The 15,993-nt window shown below is 72.0% G+C and carries 18 protein-coding genes and 1 tRNA gene; 9 read left to right on the top strand and 10 right to left on the bottom strand.

Features of this window, described 5'->3' with window-relative positions:
• The 4 genes from PINTE_RS15700 to PINTE_RS15685 all read right to left on the bottom strand — a co-directional run.
• Positions 1-741 (bottom strand): MFS transporter (locus PINTE_RS15700; protein WP_217996613.1); only part of this gene is annotated, 741 nt, incomplete at its 3' end.
• 194 nt (positions 742-935) lie between these two features.
• Complete coding sequence (locus PINTE_RS15695) at positions 936-2,648, bottom strand: NAD-dependent malic enzyme (RefSeq protein ID WP_068432655.1); 1,713 nt, start codon at positions 2,646-2,648, stop codon at positions 936-938.
• A 126-nt stretch (positions 2,649-2,774) separates the two neighbouring features.
• Entirely contained in the window at positions 2,775-3,809 is a 1,035-nt protein-coding gene (locus PINTE_RS15690; protein ID WP_068432653.1) for an LLM class F420-dependent oxidoreductase, read from the bottom strand.
• A 40-nt stretch (positions 3,810-3,849) separates the two neighbouring features.
• Positions 3,850-4,722, bottom strand: coding sequence for an enoyl-CoA hydratase-related protein (locus tag PINTE_RS15685; protein WP_084343674.1), 873 nt, complete (start codon positions 4,720-4,722; stop codon positions 3,850-3,852).
• A 196-nt stretch (positions 4,723-4,918) separates the two neighbouring features.
• Between PINTE_RS15685 and PINTE_RS15680 the strand changes: the two genes are divergently transcribed.
• Both PINTE_RS15680 and PINTE_RS15675 read left to right on the top strand, forming a co-directional pair.
• Positions 4,919-5,890: a glycoside hydrolase family 16 protein gene (locus PINTE_RS15680; protein WP_068432651.1), complete on the top strand. Its 972-nt coding sequence runs from the start codon at positions 4,919-4,921 to the stop codon at positions 5,888-5,890.
• A 12-nt stretch (positions 5,891-5,902) separates the two neighbouring features.
• Entirely contained in the window at positions 5,903-6,676 is a 774-nt protein-coding gene (locus PINTE_RS15675) for a helical backbone metal receptor (RefSeq protein WP_068432648.1), read from the top strand.
• Between the two features lie 141 nt (positions 6,677-6,817).
• Here PINTE_RS15675 and PINTE_RS15670 read toward each other — a convergent pair whose 3' ends face one another.
• On the bottom strand, positions 6,818-7,813 hold the full coding sequence (locus tag PINTE_RS15670; protein WP_068432645.1) for an MBL fold metallo-hydrolase: 996 nt from the start codon (positions 7,811-7,813) through the stop codon (positions 6,818-6,820).
• Between the two features lie 23 nt (positions 7,814-7,836).
• Positions 7,837-8,286, bottom strand: coding sequence for a PaaI family thioesterase (locus tag PINTE_RS15665; protein WP_068432643.1), 450 nt, complete (start codon positions 8,284-8,286; stop codon positions 7,837-7,839).
• A gap of 88 nt (positions 8,287-8,374) precedes the next feature.
• On the opposite strand from PINTE_RS15665, the gene PINTE_RS15660 reads away from it, so the two are divergent.
• The 5 genes from PINTE_RS15660 (at position 8,375) to PINTE_RS22080 (ending at position 12,787) form a co-directional block, all read left to right on the top strand.
• A complete protein-coding gene (locus PINTE_RS15660; protein ID WP_084343672.1) occupies positions 8,375-9,472 on the top strand; it encodes a MurR/RpiR family transcriptional regulator in 1,098 nt (365 codons plus the stop codon).
• A gap of 89 nt (positions 9,473-9,561) precedes the next feature.
• A complete protein-coding gene (locus tag PINTE_RS15655) occupies positions 9,562-11,214 on the top strand; it encodes an NAD-dependent malic enzyme (protein ID WP_068432639.1) in 1,653 nt (550 codons plus the stop codon).
• Positions 11,215-11,236: 22 nt separating this feature from the next.
• The gene (locus PINTE_RS15650) at positions 11,237-11,899 is read left to right on the top strand and encodes a threonine/serine exporter family protein (RefSeq protein ID WP_084343675.1); all 663 of its coding nucleotides are present in this window, start codon (positions 11,237-11,239) and stop codon (positions 11,897-11,899) included.
• Positions 11,836-12,465 carry a threonine/serine exporter family protein gene (locus PINTE_RS15645; RefSeq protein ID WP_068432635.1) on the top strand — a complete coding sequence of 210 codons (630 nt, stop codon included), beginning with the start codon at positions 11,836-11,838 and terminating at the stop codon, positions 12,463-12,465. The genes PINTE_RS15650 and PINTE_RS15645 overlap by 64 nt, the downstream gene beginning before the upstream one ends.
• 187 nt (positions 12,466-12,652) lie before the next feature.
• Complete coding sequence (locus PINTE_RS22080; RefSeq protein ID WP_084343671.1) at positions 12,653-12,787, top strand: antitoxin MazE-like protein; 135 nt, start codon at positions 12,653-12,655, stop codon at positions 12,785-12,787.
• Positions 12,788-12,926: 139 nt separating this feature from the next.
• Here PINTE_RS22080 and PINTE_RS15640 read toward each other — a convergent pair.
• Positions 12,927-13,010 (bottom strand) — tRNA-Tyr (locus tag PINTE_RS15640).
• Positions 13,011-13,147: 137 nt separating this feature from the next.
• Between PINTE_RS15640 and PINTE_RS15635 the strand changes: the two genes are divergently transcribed.
• Positions 13,148-13,642, top strand: a complete 495-nt coding sequence (locus tag PINTE_RS15635; protein WP_068432633.1) for a YajQ family cyclic di-GMP-binding protein — start codon at positions 13,148-13,150, stop codon at positions 13,640-13,642.
• A 120-nt stretch (positions 13,643-13,762) separates the two neighbouring features.
• Here the strand turns inward: PINTE_RS15635 and PINTE_RS15630 are convergent, their stop codons facing one another.
• Positions 13,763-14,074 (bottom strand): PIN domain-containing protein, encoded by a 312-nt coding sequence (locus PINTE_RS15630; RefSeq protein ID WP_068432632.1) that lies wholly within the window; start codon positions 14,072-14,074, stop codon positions 13,763-13,765.
• Complete coding sequence (locus PINTE_RS22075) at positions 14,071-14,298, bottom strand: FitA-like ribbon-helix-helix domain-containing protein (RefSeq protein ID WP_084343670.1); 228 nt, start codon at positions 14,296-14,298, stop codon at positions 14,071-14,073. Before PINTE_RS22075 ends, PINTE_RS15630 begins: the two co-directional genes overlap by 4 nt.
• A 130-nt stretch (positions 14,299-14,428) precedes the next feature.
• Between PINTE_RS22075 and PINTE_RS15625 the strand changes: the two genes are divergently transcribed.
• The gene (locus tag PINTE_RS15625; RefSeq protein ID WP_084343669.1) at positions 14,429-15,373 is read left to right on the top strand and encodes an alpha/beta hydrolase; all 945 of its coding nucleotides are present in this window, start codon (positions 14,429-14,431) and stop codon (positions 15,371-15,373) included.
• Between the two features lie 283 nt (positions 15,374-15,656).
• Here the strand turns inward: PINTE_RS15625 and PINTE_RS15620 are convergent.
• Positions 15,657-15,993 (bottom strand): ATP-dependent helicase C-terminal domain-containing protein (locus PINTE_RS15620; protein ID WP_281178911.1); only part of this gene is annotated, 337 nt, incomplete at its 5' end.

Raw genomic sequence — 15,993 nt, 5'->3', positions numbered from 1 at the left:
CGACCCCGCGCCCGACCCGCCCGGCGCCGGCACGCCGGCCGAGGCCTCGAAGCCGCGCACCGCCGCCTCCGCCTCGGCATGGCGGCCCCTGCCCTCGAGAAAGCGCACCGACTCCGGGAGTCCGAAGCGGATGACCAGCGCGTAGACCGTCGGAACGATGCCGACGGCCAGCGCCCAGCGCCAGCCGTTGTCGGAGGCGGGGATGACGAGGTAACCGAGCAGCGCGGCGAGGATCCAGCCCACCGCCCAGAACGCCTCGAGCGCGACGACCATGCGGCCCCGGATCGCCCGCGGCGAATACTCGCTGACCAGCGTGGAGGCGACCGGCAACTCCGCGCCGAGACCGAGGCCCACGACGAAGCGCAGCGCGATGAGCGCGGCGACCGAGCCGACGAGCGCCGAGGCGCCCGTGGCGATGCCATAGACGAGCAGGGTGACGGCGAAGACCTGGCGACGGCCGATCCGGTCGGCGAGCAGCCCACCGAGGCTCGCGCCGAGGGCCATGCCGACGAACCCGATCGAGCCGATCCAGCCGAGCGTGTGCGCGTCGAGCTGCCACTGGTGCGCCAGCGCGAGCATGACGAACGAGATGAGCCCGACGTCCATGGCGTCGAGGGCCCAGCCGATGCCCGAGCCCACGAGCAGCTTGCCGTGCGCCCGCGTGAACGGGAGCCGGTCGAGCCGTTGCGTGCGGGTCAGTTGCCCGGTCGGGGCGGGCGAGGCGGTGTGGTCGAAGCTCACGGCTCCTCCTGCGGTGCGCGCGGTCAGGGCTGGTCAGGGCTCATCCTGAGCAAAAGCCCGAGCCGTAGAGTACGCGCACTTCAGCACCACGCAGCGGCCACACGCAGAGAACTGCGTGTCGCTCAGACCTGCGGCACGAACCGCAGGACCACGACACGCAGTTCTCGGCGTCGTTCGGTGGCGTTCGGGAAGCGTCAGTCGAGGACGACCTGGGCGTACTCCGGGCGCCACATGCTGGCGAACACCTGCTGCACCGGGTCTTGTAGTTCGACCTGGGCCAGGCCCTCGCGTTCGGCGGCCTGGCAGACGGACAGGGCGACCGCGGCCGACACCGTGCGCAGCTGGTTGACCGCGGGCAGCAGGGGCGCGCCGGGGATGTTGCCGACGGCCATGTCGGCCACCGCCTGCGCCGAGGCGAGGATCATGAGATCGGAGACCCGGGAGGCCTTGCACACGGCCACCGCCAGGCCGAGACCCGGGAACACGAGCGCGTTGTTGGCCTGCGCGATGTGGTGGTCGACCTCGCCGTAACGCACCGGCGAGAACGGGGAGCCGGTGGCGATGAGGGCCCGGCCATCCGTCCACGTGATGAGGTCGACGGGCCTGGCCTCCGAGCGCACGGTGGGGTTCGACAGCGGGAAGATGAGCGGCCGCGGCGCGTGCTTGGCCATCTCCCGCACGATCTCCTCGGTAAAGGCCCCGGCCTGCGCCGACGTGCCGATGAGGATCGTCGGCTTGGCATGCTTGACGACATCGAGCAGACCGATGCTCTTGCCGCGCGACGCCCATCCGGCGACCTCGTCGTCGGGGCGGGCGTACGGCCGCTGGAAGTCGCGCACCCGCGCGCCCATGCCCTCGGTGATCAAGCCTCGACTGCCCAGGCAGTAGAACCGCGAGTTCGCCTCTTCGGCGCTCAGACCCTCGGCGATCATCGTGTCGCGCATGGCGTCGGCGATGCCGACGCCGGCCGACCCGGCTCCGTACACGACGACGCGCTGGTCACGCATCTGCTCGCCGATGCGCTGCACGCCCGAGATCGCGGCCGCCAGCACGACCGCTGCCGTGCCCTGGATGTCGTCGTTGAACGTGCAGCACTCGTCGCGGTACTTCACCAGGAGCCGGTGCGCGTTGCTCGCCGCGAAGTCCTCCCAGTGCAGCAGCGCGTTGGGGAACATCCGCTTGACGAGCTGCACGAACTGGTCGAGGAACTCGTCGTAGCGCTCGCCGCGCACGCGGGCGTGCCGCTCCCCCAGGTAGTTGTCGTTGTTGAGCAGCCGCAGATTGTCGGTGCCGACGTCGAGCACGATCGGGATGCAGCGCCGCGGGTGGATGCCGGCGGCTGCGGTGTATACCGCCAGCTTTCCTGTGGTGATCGCGACGCCGCCGACACCCTGGTCGCCGATGCCGAGGATGCCCTCGGAGTCGGTGACGACGACGAGGTCGACCTCGTCGGAGCCGAGCCCGTAGTTGTTCAGCGACTCCTCCATCTCCTCCGGTCGGTCGATCGAGAGGTAGACACCACGGGGGCGGGAGTACCAGTCGCTGTACTGCTCGATGGCCTGACCGATCGTCGGCGTGTAGACGATCGGCAGCATCTCCTCGATGTGCTCGGCGAGCACCTTGTAGAACAGCACCTCGTTGCGGTCGCGCATGTTCGTGAGGAAGACGTTCTTGCTCAGGTCATCTCCCTGCGCCTGGTACTGCGCGTACACGCGCCGCACCTGGCTCTCCAGGGTGTTCGAGCCCGGCGGCAGCAGGCCCGTCAGGCCGAGCGTGCGGCGCTCGTCGTGGGTGAACGCCGTGCCGCGGTTGAGCATCGGCCGGCTCATGAGCTGGTAGCCGCGGACCTTGATCGGCAACTCGTCGCCGTTGTCGAGCCGCAGGCGCGGGTTCTTCGCGTCGGTCATACCCGAACTCTAGGGGTGAGCTCAGGTGCCCGTACCGTCCTGGGATGTGGCGATTACCGGGTTTTTCCACGGGATCGGCCTTCGGCGCCGCGGCCCGGCTCGGACCGCGGCGCGCGTGACCCGCCCCTACTGGTTGAGCCGGGCGATCGCCGTCATCGAGCGCATGTCGCCGGTGACGAGCATCGTCGTCACGAGCGACTCGCGCCACGGCTCGAAGCGCTCGGCGATCCGGCCCGACGGCCCGATGAGCGCGATCGCGTCGACCATGTCGGTGGTCACCGCGGCGATCGCCTCCTGGCGGCGGCCGTCGAGGTAGGCGTCCTGGATCGCGGCGCACTCCGCCTCGAACCCGAGCCGGGCCATCGCCTCGGCGTGGAAGTTGGCCCCCTTGGCGCCCATGCCGCCGACGTACAGCGCGATCATCGGGCGCAGCTTGTCGGCGGCGGCCTCGAGGTCGTCGTCGAGCACGACCTGCACGGGGCAGGTGACCTCGAAGTCGTCGACGCTGCGCGGGTCGTCGTCGGCGCGCCGGGCGAAGCCCTCCGCCAGCCGCTCCCGGGAGGCGGCGTCGTCCTGCGGCGCGTAGAACAGCGGAATCCAGCCGTCGGCGATCTCGGCCGCGAGCGCGACGTTCTTCGGGCCCTCGGCCGCGAGCAGGATCGGCAGGTCGGCGCGCCGCGGGTGCACGGTGGAGTGCAGCGGCTTGCCGAGCCCGGCGCCCTCACCTTCGGGCAGCGGGATCTGGTAGTGCCGGCCCTCGAACTGCACGTCCTCGCGCGCCAAGGCCTGGCGCAGGATCGCGACGTACTCGCGGGTGCGTTCCAGCGGGCGCGGGTACGGCCGGCCGTACCAGCCCTCGACGACCTGCGGACCGGAGGCGCCGATGCCGAGCACGAAGTTTCCGCCGGACAGATGGTCCATCGTGATCGCGGCCATCGCGGTGGCGGTCGGGGTGCGCGCCGACATCTGCATGACGGCGGTGCCCAGGCGGGCCCCCGGGTTGCGGGCGCCCTGCCAGGCCAGCGGGGTCAGCGCGTCCGAACCGTAGGCCTCCGAGGTCCAGATCGACTCGTACCCGTGCTCGATCGCGCCGGCGACCATCTCGTTCAGCCCGCGCGGCGGCTGCCCGCCCCAATAGCCGAGGGACACACCGAGTTTCATGTTCGCTCTCCTGTTCTCGTGATTCATCGTTCGTCGCGGGTCAGGCTCCGCCGGACAGTCTGTCGGGCGGGAAGGTGGGGCGCTCCTTGGCGACGAAGGCCCGCACACCCTCGCGGAATCCGGCCGAGTCGTACACCCCGCGCAGCAGCTCGCCCTCCCCCGGATCGCGCGGCGCGGCCGTGAGGTCGGCGAGCTGGCGCTTGGTCAGCTCGATCGTCACCGGCGCCGCCCGCGTCAGCCCCGCGACGAGCTCGTCGGCGAGGTCGGTGAGCGCCTCGGCGCTGTCGACGACCTCGAGCACCGCGCCGAGGGAGTAGGCGCGGACGGCGTCGACCGTGCGGGAGGTGAGCAGCATCGCCCGGGTCGCCGACTCCCCGAACACGTGCAGGCAGCGCGCGAGCACGTCGCGGCTCAACGCGTTGCCCAGGGTGCGGGCGATCGGGTAGCCGAACCGGGCGTCGGCCGTGGCGATCCGCACGTCGCAGCACGTGGCGACCGCGAGTCCGCCGCCGACGCAGATGCCTTCGACGGCGGCGATCGTCACCTGCGGGAGGCGGTACAGGCCGTGCAGCGCGCCCATCACCGTCGACTCGTAGTCGGCCATGATCTGGGCGCCGCTGCGGCCGAGGAAGCCGGAGATGTCGTTGCCGGCCGCGAAGGCCGCGCCCCCGGCTCCGCGCAGGACGACGACCCGGATCTGCTCGTCGGTGGCCAGCTGCGCGAACAGCTCGTTCATGCGCGCGTACATCGCCGGAGTGAATGCGTTGTGCCGGCGCGGCCGGTTGAGCAGCACGTCGAGGCGGGCGCCGTCGCGCGTGGCGACGAGCTCGTCCGGTTCCGGCGCCGCCGGTTCGTCGGAGGCCGAGTCGGGCTTCGTGTTCTCGGGGTCACCCTGCCGGGGGTCGTCGGCCATGGTGTCCACCCTGGGCGCCGACGGCGTCGCGCGCCTCGGACTCCGGGCGGCATCACATCACGATTCGGTAACGCGGCGGTCGGCGCTCGCCGGCGGCGCGACCCGACCTGCGGCCCGGCTCACCTTCGGGCCCCGCGGGCCGACGGGAACCCGAGCCGCCACCCACCGGCGGCGCGACCCGTCGAAGGGGGCGGATGTGCGAACCCGCAAGCTGTCGGCTCTGGCCGTCGCGCTGACGTTGGGTCTGGGGGTGGGCGCCGGCGCAGGTCTGCCGGGAGCCGCGGCCGCCGGCGACGAGGCCTCGGCGGCGACGGCAGCGTCGGCGACGGCAGCGTCGGCGACGGCAGCGTCGGCGGCGACGACAGCGACGACTCAGGCCTCCCGGGCGGCGACGGCGGCGAAGCCGAAGCTCCGGCTGGCCTGGCGCGACGACTTCACGGGGCGCGCCGGCAAGGCGCCGAACCGGCGGAACTGGACCTACGACACCCAGGGCGGCGGCTGGGGCAACGAGCAGCTGGAGTACTCGACCCGGCGGCCGGAGAACGTCTCACTCGACGGCTCCGGCCACCTGGCGATCACGGCCCGGTCGGACAACGTCAAGGGCCTGACCTGCTGGTACGGGCCGTGCCGGTACACCTCGGCGCGCATCACGACGCTGGGCAAACGCACCGCCGGGCACGGGCGGGTCGAGGCGCGCATCAAGCTGCCCGCCGGCTCCGGGCTGTGGCCGGCGTTCTGGCTCATGGGCGCGGACTATCCGCGGGTCGGCCACCCGGCCAGCGGCGAGATCGACGTCATGGAGTACGTCGGGCAGGAGCCGTGGCGGGTGTGGAGCTCGGTGCACGGCCCCGGGTACGTGCGGGCGGGGCTGACCGCCCCGTTCAACCTGCCGGCGGGATCGACGTACGCCGACGCGTTCCACACGTTCGCGCTGGACTGGTCGCCGCAGGAACTCGCGTTCTCCGTGGACGGCACCGTCTACCACCGGGTGCCGCGCAGCGCGGTCGGCGACCACGAATGGGTGTTCGACAAGCCGTTCTTCATCATCCTCAACCTCGCGGTCGGCGGCTCGTGGGGCGGGGAGCCGGGCCCGCAGACGAGGTTCCCGGCGCGGATGCTCGTCGACTACGTCGCGGTCTACCGGCCCGTCTCCTCGGGCGGGCGGTGACAGGCTGGGGTCATGCCGACCCTTTCCGACGACCTCGGCACCCCGGTCGCGTTGCCGGAGCCGCCGCGTCGCATCGTCAGCCTCGTGCCCTCGCTGACCGAGGCGCTCGCCGACGCCGTGCCCGGCGCGCTCGTCGGCGCCACCGACTGGTGCACCCACCCGGCCGACCTGGCCGTCACCCGGGTGCGTGGCACGAAGAACCCCGACCTGCGTGCGGTGCTCGGGCTGGAGCCGGACCTCGTCGTGGCCAACAAGGAGGAGAACCGCGAGCTCGACGTGCGACGGCTCCGGGAGGCGGGCGCGACCGTGTGGGTGACCGACATCGAGTCCGTGCCGCAGGCGCTGGCCTCGCTGACGCGGCTGCTCGAGCTCGTCGGGGGCGGGCGCCCGGGGTGGCTGGCGGAGTCGCAGCGGCTCTGGGGCACACCGGCTCCGGAGCCGGTGGCGCGGGTGGCGGTGCCGATCTGGCGCGACCCGTGGATGGTCGTCGGGGGCTCGACGTTCACCTCCGACCTGCTGGCGCACGTCGGCCTCGTCAACGTGTTCGCGGGCGCCGACGGCCGGTATCCGCACGTCGAGCTGGAGCGCATCGACGGCTGCGCCGACGTCGTGCTGCTGCCCGACGAGCCGTACGCCTTCGGGCCGAGTGACGGGCCGGAGGCGTTCGCGCGCACCCCGACCCGCTGCGTGGACGGGCGTCTCATCACCTGGTACGGGCCCAGCCTGGTGCCCGCCCACGCGATGCTGCGCGCCCTCGCCGCCGAACTCACCCGCCCACGTTCCTGAATCGCCCCCTCCCTGAAAACTGCGTGTCGTGGTGAGAACTGCAGTCCGTTCCGCAGTCCCGACCGCGACACGCAGTCCTCAGGGTCGTCGGGGGACGGGGTCGTGGGCGGTCGGCGACGGCCAGGGATGTCTGGGGCGCGGTCAGCTGTCGGTCAGGCGCCGCCAGGCTCGCGGGAACTCGCGTGGCATCGCCTCCGGCGAGACCGGGGTGTGGTCGGCGGCGGCGTGCAGGCGGCCCTCGCGCCGCACGATCGCGCCGCCGGCCAGCATCGCGGCGATGAGTTCCTCGGCCACGTCGTCCGGCGCACGCCCCAGGAGCCGGGCGGCGTCGGCGAGCCAGGCGCGGGCCACCAGGTAGGGCCCGACCTCCGGCTCCGGCAGCCCGCCGCGGATCATCAGCGCGAAGGCGAAGATCCGGCGCGCCCCGTGCCACACGGCATAGTCCAGGTCATCCACCAACTTTTGTGTGCGATTAACGGCGCTGGTCAGCGCAGCGGCGGCATCGACCGGGACGGGTCCGTGCGCCGGCAGGACCATCCGCGCACCCAGGTCCGCGAGACGCTGCTGCGAGGCGAGCGCGGTCGCCGCGGCTTCGGGGCCGTCGAGCGCGAGGTTGACCCAGCCGACGTCGTAGTCCGACAGGGCGTCGCCGACGGCGAGCAGCCGCTCGTCGGGCTGCCACAGGCACACGTGCCCGGCGGTGTGTCCGGGGGTCGCGATCACCTGCCAGTCGGCCTCCCCCAGCCGCAGCACCTGACCGTCCTGCAGCGGGACGTCGACGGTATAGGGAGCGACCGGCTGATCGAGGTACTCGGCCACGCAGCAGCCCGGGTCGCGCCGGTTGACCGCGTCGGCCTCCGGCGTGGCGGCGGCGACACCGGCTCCGGCGCGCTGCAGCACGCCGTTGGCCCCGACGTGGTCGGAGTGCCAGTGGGTGTTGACGACGAGTCTGAGGTCGGGCGCGTGCGCGCGGGTCCAGGCCAGGGTCTGGTCGGCGTGCGCGACGAAGCCGCTGTCGACGAGCGCGGGCGCCGGCCCGGGCAGCAGCAACAGGTTCGCGTCGGGAAACGGCCGCCGCTGCCACACGACCCAACGCGGCAGGTCGGGCGGTCCGGGCTGCGAGGCGGAGTCGGTCACTCGGCTCACCCGGCTCACCCGACTCACCCGGCTTCGACGCGCATCATGGTCGCCACCATCGTCGCGCAGTGCACGCGGACGTCGGGCTCGTCGTCGCGCATCGCGTAGGCGTCGCCGTGACACACGGTGATCGTGCGGCCGGGATGCAGCACCCGACCGCTCGCGACGAGCCGGTCGCCGCGGGCCGGGGCGAACAGGTTGATCTTGAACTCGACCGTCAACACCTCCGAGCCGGCCGTCATGAGCGTCAGCGCGGAGTAACCGCAGGAGGTGTCGACGATCGAGCTCGTGACCCCGCCATGGAACAGCTTCTGCTGCTGGCTGACGGCGTCGGCGAACGGCACCTCGATCTCGACGCGCCCCGGCTCGACGAGGCTCAGCCGCGCGCCGAGCGTGGCCATCAGGCCCTGACGCGCGAACGAGTCGCGGACGACCTGCTCGAAGTGCGGGTTGCGTGGGGTGCGGGCGCTCATCGGTCTCCTCCCTGCCACCCTGCGGGCCCAACGTCGCTGAGAACTGCGTGTCGCGGTCAGGACTGCGGCACGAACCGCAGTTCCCACCATGACACGCAGTTCTCAGCGACGTTGGGCGACGTCGGGCGGGCGTTGGCGGCGCTCGGCGGCGTCGGCGACGCTCGGCGGCGGGGCGGGGGAACGCCGGGAGACGGCGGGCTACCGTGGGGGCGTGGAGGAGCCGGGGCCGTCGCTGCTGCAGCGGATCGCGGCGTGCCGCGACCTGACGACCGGCGAACGCACCGTCGCGTCGTTCTACGAGGACTCCTATCCCGGCGCGGCCCTGCTGAGCCTGCAGGACGTGTGCGCCGCGACCGGGGTGAGCACGGCGACCGTCACCCGATTCGCGCGCAAGCTGGGGTACGCCGACTTCCGGGGGCTGCGTCGCGCGCTGCGCGCCGAGGCGCGGTCACACCTCGACGTGCCGCGGGACCGGCTCGCCCGCCTCGGCTCACGCGCCGCGGGCCGCCACGCAACCACCGCCACCACCGGTTCGACGGCCACCAGCGGTTCACGGGCGACCACCGGCTCCGCGAAGACCAGCGCCCCGACCCATCTCGAGCAGCGTTTCGCCGTCGCCGCGGGTGACCTCGCCGCGACCGCCCGCGGCGTCGACCCCGCCGTCTTCGAGACGGTCGTCGGCCTCATCGCCGACACCGACCGGCCCCTCGTGCTCGGCGCGGTCGCCTCGGGCCAGCCGCTCCTGCACTACTTCTCGCTGCTGCTGCGCTACGTACGCGGCGACGTCACGCTCCTCGACGGGGCCGATCGCTGGGCCCACTCACTGGCCGGCCTGCAGCCGAATGCCGTCGTCATCGGGGCCGCCTTCGACCGCTACCCCGTCCCGGTGCAGCGGCTGCTGCGGTTCGCGCGGGGCCGCGGCGCGACGACCGTGCTCATCACCAACCGCCGGTCGAGCCCGCTGACGGCCGACGCGGACCTGTCGCTGTTCGTCGCCAGCCACGCCGACCCGATGTTCCGGAGCCGGGTCGGGCTGCTGTTCCTGCTCGAGGCGCTGCTCGACGCGGTGGCCGAGCAGGTGCCGCAGGTCGAGCGGGCCGCCGACGTCGAGCGCGTGTTCAGCCTCATGGGCGGGTATCTGGCTCCCGGCGACAGCGCTGCCCCGGGCGGCCCGAGCGACAACTGACACTGCGTCAGTTCACTGACTTTTTCTTGGCTGTTCCGCGCCTTTAGTGACAACGTGAACTGCGTTCACGCGTCGACTAGGAGGCCGCAATGCCCAGCAAGCCCCCCGTGATGGCCGATCCCCTGACCAACCGCGGCACCGCGTTCACGATGGAGGACCGCAAGCGACTCGGCCTCACCGGCCGGTTGCCGGTCGCCGTCGAGACCCTCGACCAGCAGGCCGCCCGCTGCTACGCCCAGTTGCACGGCTTCGACCGCGACCTGGACCGGTACATCTACCTCGACCAGCTGCACAACCACAACGAGGTGCTCTACTACAAGGTCCTCACCGACCACCTCACCGAGCTGCTCCCGGTCGTCTACGACCCCACGGTCGGCGAGGCCATCAAGCAGTGGTCGCGCGACTACCGCCGCTCCCGCGCCGTCTACCTGTCGATCGACCACATCGACGACGTCCGCGCCTCGTTCGAGACCCTCGGGCTCGGCCCCGACGACGTCGACCTGCTCGTCGTCTCCGACGCGCAGGAGATCCTCGGCATCGGTGACTGGGGCGTCAACGGCACCGACATCAGCGTCGGCAAGCTCGCCGTCTACACCGCGGCCGCGGGCATCCACCCCGAGCGCACGATCGCGGTCAACCTCGACTGCGGCACCGACAACGAGCAGTTGCTCAACAGCCCCGCCTACCTCGGCAACCGGCACGCCCGCGTGAGCGGCGAACAGTACGACAAGCTCATCGCCGAGTACCTCAAGGTCGCCGCCGACATGTTCCCCAACGCGCTGCTGCACTTCGAGGACTTCGGCCCGTCGAACGCCCGGCGCATCCTCGTCGACAACGCCGACAAGTACCGCATCTTCAACGACGACATGCAGGGCACGGGCGCGATCGTCATGTCCGCGGTGATCTCCGGCATGAAGGTCACCCAGCAGACGTTCGCCGACCAGCGCCTCGTCGTCTACGGAGCCGGTACGGCCGGCACCGGCATGGCCGACCAGATCCACGCGGGCATGGTGCGCGCCGGGCTGTCCGACCAGGAGGCCCGCGACCGGATCTGGCTCATCGACATCAACGGGCTGGTCACCGACGACATGAGCGACCTGCCCGACTACCAGCAGGCGTACGCGCGCAAGGCCAAGGACGTCAAGGACTGGGCCGGTAAGGACGGTGCGATCGGCCTGCTGGAGGTCGTGCGCCAGGCCAAGCCGACGATCCTCATCGGCACCTCGACCGACCACAACGCGTTCACCCGCGAGGTCATCGAGGCGATGTGCGCCGGCGTGCAGCGCCCGATCGTGCTGCCGCTGTCGAACCCGACCGAGCGCATCGAGGCGATGCCCGACGACGTCATCGCCTGGTCGCACGGCAAGGCCCTCGTCGCCACCGGCATCCCCGTGCAGCCGGTCGTCTACGACGGCACGACGTACACGATCGGTCAGGGCAACAACGCGCTGCTCTACCCCGGGCTCGGGCTGGGCACGATCGTCTCCGGCGCCACCCACGTCACCGACGGCATGCTGCTCGCCGCCGCGGAGGCGGTCGCCGGCCAGGTCGACCCGACCGCCCTGGGCGCCTCGCTCCTGCCGGAGGTCGACAATCTGCGCGCCTCCTCGGCGACCGTCGCCGTGGCCGTCGCCAGGCAGGCCGCCGAGGACGGGGTCGCCACCAAGGAGCACGACAACCTCATCCAGGCCGTGCAGGACGCCATGTGGGAGCCGGTCTACCCGGCGCAGCTCCCGAGCTGACGACCGCCCGTGGCCACACCCCCTGAGCCGGCCGACCCGGCCGGCATCGCCGAGGTGGTCGCGGAGGCGGGCCGGCTGCTGCTCGCCAGGCCACACGACCGACGACACGGTGCGGCGCATCGAGGGCCTCGCGCGTGCGTACGGCCTGCAGGTCACGGCCGTCACCGCGTGGTCGAGCCTGACGCTCGTGCGGGCGCCCGGCACCGCGCTCGTGACGCTGCCCGTCACCCCGCTCGGGGTGAACATGCGGGTGGTCACGGCGGTGCTGGCGACCGTGGCCGCCGCCGGCGGTCCCGACGGGCCGCCGGAGCCGGGCGTGCTGCGCGAGCGGCTGCGGACCGCTTCCACGCTGCGCCCCTACCCCACGTTGGTGTTCGCGATCGCGGCGCCGACCGGCGCGACCGCCCTGGCGGTGATCTTCGGGGCGGTGCGGCCGTCGTCGTTCGTGCTCATCCCGCTCGCGGCGGCCCTCGGGGCCGTGGCGCGGCGGGCCCTCGGTCGCCGGGGCGTCGACCTCGTCGGGCAGGCGTTCGCGGCGGCCCTCATCGCGGGCCTGGCGGGGGCGGTCTCGATCGTGCTGGACGTGACGAGCCGACCCGCCTCGTCGCGGTCTGCCCGGCGATGGTGCTCGTGCCCGGCCCGCACCTGCTCAACGGGGTGCTCGACCTCGCCGCCAAACGCATGAGCATCGGGCTGGGGAGGGTGACGTACGGCTCCCTCATCGTGCTGGCGATCTGCGCGGGGCTGCTGCTCGGGCTCCTGCCGGCGGGGCCGCTGCCGGTGACGGCGACGAGCCTGTCGGTGCCGCTGTGGCTCAACGTCGTCGCGGCCGCCGTGGCCCCTGCCTCCTACCCGGTGTACTTCTCCCTCGACGCGCGGCTCATCGTCTGGCCCGTGCTCGTCGGGGCGCTGGCGCACGCCCTGCGGTGGGTCTCGATGTCGCAGCTGGGAGCCGGGGTGGCCGTCGGGGCGTTCGTCGCGTGCGTCGCGGCCGGACTGCTGCTCACCCCGGTCGCCCGCCGCTACGGAGCCTCGTTCGCGGGGGTCGGGTTCGCGGCGGTCGTCGCCCTCGTGCCGGGGGTGTTCATCTTCCGCGGCGTCGCCGGACTCTTCGACCTCAGCGTGCACGCGACCCCGGAGCTGGTCACCGCGGTCGCCGGCGACCTGTCCACCGGGCTCGTCACGCTGACCGCCATGGGAGTCGGGCTGGCCGCCTCCCAAGCCCTCGCCGCGCGGCTGCTGCGCGGCTGAGCTGCGCTGACAAGGACTCGATAGTGCTGCGTCACCTCCGGCGTCGGTCCACTCCTCCCTCGGCGTCCGGCCCTGTGGTCATCCAAGCGTACGGGCCCCTCCGACAGGGCCTTGGGAACGACGGTTCGTCACACGCAATACGGTGTGATGCCTGTCAGGGGGCGAGTGGGCGGCCTATCGTGCACGCATGCGCACCCCGGATGTCCACTCCCCCCAGTTCGCGGCCGAAGCACACCGCCAATCCGCGATGGTCGCGACGGCACGCGCCGACGACAAAGACATGGAGTTCGTCGAGGCGGTCTCCGAAGACTGGCTCGGGTGAAGCGCGGCGACATCGTCACGGCGGCCGGGAGGTACGCGAACACACCCTGACCGTCGAGCCGCGGGTGCCGGGTTTGCCGCGGCATCGAGTCGGCAGACGCGAAGGCCCCCGGTCGACTGACCGGGGGCCTTCGTGCACGTGGTGGCAGGTGAAGGATTCGAACCTTCGTAGCTTTCGCGACGGATTTACAGTCCGCTCCCATTGGCCGCTCGGGCAACCTGCCGGGTGCGTCTGGAAGGATAGCAACCCGACCCGGGGTCGCGTCCAATCAGCGCAGCGACGCTGCCGGCTCCGGCTCGCCGCCGCCGCGCGCGGCCCCCAGACCAGCACACCGACCCGTCCCCGGATCCGAGGAGAACCATGGCCGACAGCTCGTTCGACATCGTCAGCAAGACCGACAAGCAGGAGGTCTCCAACGCGCTGAACCAGTCCGCCAAGGAGATCTCGCAGCGCTACGACTTCAAGGGCGTGGGCGCCTCCATCGAGTGGAGCGGCGAGAGCATCGTCATGAAGGCCAACAGCGAGGAGCGCGTCAAGGCGGTGCTCGACGTCTTCCAGACCAAGCTCGTCAAGCGCAACGTGTCGCTGAAGTCGATCGACACCGGCGAGGGCACCCCGAAGGCCTCCGGCAAGGAGTACCGCCTCGAGGCCACCCTCAAAGACGGCATCAGCCAGGAGAACGCCAAGAAGATCTCCAAGCTCATCCGCGACGAGTTCGGCAAGACCGTCAAGCCCACGATCCAGGGCGACGAGCTGCGCGTCTCCTCCAAGAGCCGCGACGACCTGCAGGCCGTGCAGCGCATGCTCAAGGGCGCCGACCTCGACGTGGCGCTGCAGTTCGTCAACTACCGCTGAGGCGAGACGGTCGGGCTGGTTCCGCATCCCAGGGGTTCACCACGTCTATGCCGAACCCCTCGAAGTGACGCACGTTGCGGGTCGCAAGCGGGAGTCCGCGGGCCAGACAGACCGAACCGATCAGCAGGTCCTCGCTACCGGCCGGGCGGCCAGCGGCCTCCCGCTCGGCCCGCAGCGACCGTACGAGCGCGCCGCCGACTGGTCGAACGGCAGGATTCGGTCACCGGCCTGCGCGACGAGCTGCTCGATCGAGTCGAGGAGTTCGCTCCGGCGGCGGCCGTCCGGTAGCCGCAGGACGCCGAACAGGAGTTCCCCAACGGTCACCGTGGTGTTCGCGACCTCGGAACCCGCCGCGTCGAGCCAGGCCACCACGCGCGGCTCCGGTAGGCGCCGAAACGGTTCGGAGAGCACATTGGTGTCGACAACGATCACGCGAGGTCGACCTCCCGGGGTGGTGTCCGCACGGGCAACTCGAGGTCATCTCCGCGCAGACCCTTCGCGCGTTCCAGCCAATTCGCGATGTGGTTAGGGCGACCCACCGCCTCGTCCAGGATCGCCCGCACCTCCGCTTCCATCGACCGATCGTTACGGGCCGCCCGCTCCTTCAGCGCCCGGCGTGTCTCCGGCGAAAGATTGCGTACTGTCAGCGTCGCCATTCGACCTCCTCGGTTGCATGCATTGCCTTCAATGCTAGCGGTCGAGGGAGGCTCCTTCGATGTCCGGAAACGTGCGCCGAACAACCGACCCGTCGTCGGCGCTGAGGATCGGCGGGCGCACACTACTGCCATGACCGGCCCATCCCCCGTCGCCGACCACCACCGGCTCCTCGGGCGTCGCGTGCCGCGGGGCCTGGCCGTGGGAGCCACCGCGGCGGCCGGCGGTCTCGGCACCCTCGTCGGGCTCACCGCGACCTACATCGCGCGCACGCACTCCGCGCCCAAGCGCCCGGCGCTCGACTACGGATTCACCCCGTTCGAGCTCGACATCCCCTGGGCCGACCTGCACTTCGATGCCGCCGACGGCGCCCGCCTGTCGGGCTGGTGGCTCGACCGCCCGGGCAGCGACCGGGTCGTCATCATCTGCCACGGCCACCGCGGCACCAAGCAGGACATGCTCGGCATCGGCTCCGGCCTGTGGCGCGCCGGAAACAGCGTGATGCTCTTCGACTTTCGCGGCAACGGCGACTCCGGAGACGGGCTGCAGTCGCTCGCCCACCACGAGCAGGCCGACCTGGAGGCCGCTATCGACCTGGCCCGCGAGCGCCGTCCCGACGCCCGCCTGGCCGTCATCGGGTTCTCGATGGGCGCCGCGATCAGCATCCTCGTCGCCGCCCGCCGGCCCGAGGTGGAGGCGGTCGTCGTCGACTCCCCGTTCGCGACGATGCGCGACGTCATCGCCGCCGCGCTGCAGCGCTACCGCGTGCCGCCGTGGCCGACGATCGCGGCCTCCGACCGGCTGACCCGGCTCCGCTACGGGTACCGGTACGCGCAGGTGCGACCCATCGACGCCGTCGCCGCGATCGCCCCGCGGCCGCTGCTCGTGCTGCACGGCGAGGCCGACCGCATCATCCCCGTCTCCCAGGCCCGCGAGCTGTTCGAGGCCGCGGGCGAGCCCAAGGAGCTGGTGACCTTTCCCGGCGCCGACCACTGCGGCGGCTACTTCGCCGACCGGCCCGCCTACATCGCGCTCGTCGAGGACTTTCTGCGGCGCGCCCTCCCGCCGCGGGACTGAGGCGGCCCGCTCAGCGCCGGGCGCCCCACGTGCCCCGCGGTTGACTGCCTGGTGCAGGCCGGGGCGTCAATTGGGCGACCCGATGCGAGGGCGGATTCGGGGGTCGCCGAACGGCCTGCACGGGGGCCGAGACGAAGTTGGCTTACATACTCGTGTCCGGGGACCCCGGCGATCCGGCGTGCACTTCGCTGACCTGCGGTGATGCAAACTGCCTGGCGCGCGGCGATCGAGTGTGTAAGCCAACTTCGTCTCGGCATCCTGGACGCGGGCCCCGGGCGGCCGGTCAGGAGGGGCCGCGCGTGTGTCGGATAGTGCGTGCCGTGGCAGGCGCGGTCCAGGGGTCCTCGGGCCACGGGTGCTTCGGGTAGCGGCCCCGCATCTCGCGTCTGACCTGCTGATACGGTCCGGACCAGAACGACGCGAGGTCGTCGGTGATCGCCAGCGGACGGCCCGCGGGCGACAGCAGGTGGAACAACACCGGCGCGCGGCCGTCGGCCAACCGCGGGGTCTGCGCCCAGCCGAAACACTCCTGCAGCTTGACCGCGACGACCGGGCGGGCGTCGGCGTCGTCGACCGGCGGGTAGTCGACGGCCGCGGCGCGGCCGCTGGGCACCGCGAGC

It is taken from the genome of Piscicoccus intestinalis NBRC 104926, assembly GCF_001515525.1.
GTDB lineage: Bacteria > Actinomycetota > Actinomycetes > Actinomycetales > Dermatophilaceae > Kineosphaera > Kineosphaera intestinalis.
Note: the sequence above shows the minus strand (reverse complement) of the source record. Positions and strands in the feature narration are given on the sequence as shown.

Coding starts and splice junctions, on each gene's coding strand:
- PINTE_RS15655 (WP_068432639.1), top strand. CDS start 9,562: ATGCCCAGCAAGCCCCCCGTGATGGCCGATCCCCTGACCAACCGCGGC.
- PINTE_RS15665 (WP_068432643.1), bottom strand. CDS start 8,286: ATGAGCGCCCGCACCCCACGCAACCCGCACTTCGAGCAGGTCGTCCGC.
- PINTE_RS15690 (WP_068432653.1), bottom strand. CDS start 3,809: ATGAAACTCGGTGTGTCCCTCGGCTATTGGGGCGGGCAGCCGCCGCGC.
- PINTE_RS22075 (WP_084343670.1), bottom strand. CDS start 14,298: ATGGCGACGCTGACAGTACGCAATCTTTCGCCGGAGACACGCCGGGCG.
- PINTE_RS15625 (WP_084343669.1), top strand. CDS start 14,429: ATGACCGGCCCATCCCCCGTCGCCGACCACCACCGGCTCCTCGGGCGT.
- PINTE_RS15635 (WP_068432633.1), top strand. CDS start 13,148: ATGGCCGACAGCTCGTTCGACATCGTCAGCAAGACCGACAAGCAGGAG.
- PINTE_RS15660 (WP_084343672.1), top strand. CDS start 8,375: ATGACACGCAGTTCTCAGCGACGTTGGGCGACGTCGGGCGGGCGTTGG.
- PINTE_RS15675 (WP_068432648.1), top strand. CDS start 5,903: ATGCCGACCCTTTCCGACGACCTCGGCACCCCGGTCGCGTTGCCGGAG.
- PINTE_RS15695 (WP_068432655.1), bottom strand. CDS start 2,648: ATGACCGACGCGAAGAACCCGCGCCTGCGGCTCGACAACGGCGACGAG.
- PINTE_RS22080 (WP_084343671.1), top strand. CDS start 12,653: ATGCGCACCCCGGATGTCCACTCCCCCCAGTTCGCGGCCGAAGCACAC.
- PINTE_RS15645 (WP_068432635.1), top strand. CDS start 11,836: ATGGTGCTCGTGCCCGGCCCGCACCTGCTCAACGGGGTGCTCGACCTC.
- PINTE_RS15685 (WP_084343674.1), bottom strand. CDS start 4,722: ATGGCCGACGACCCCCGGCAGGGTGACCCCGAGAACACGAAGCCCGAC.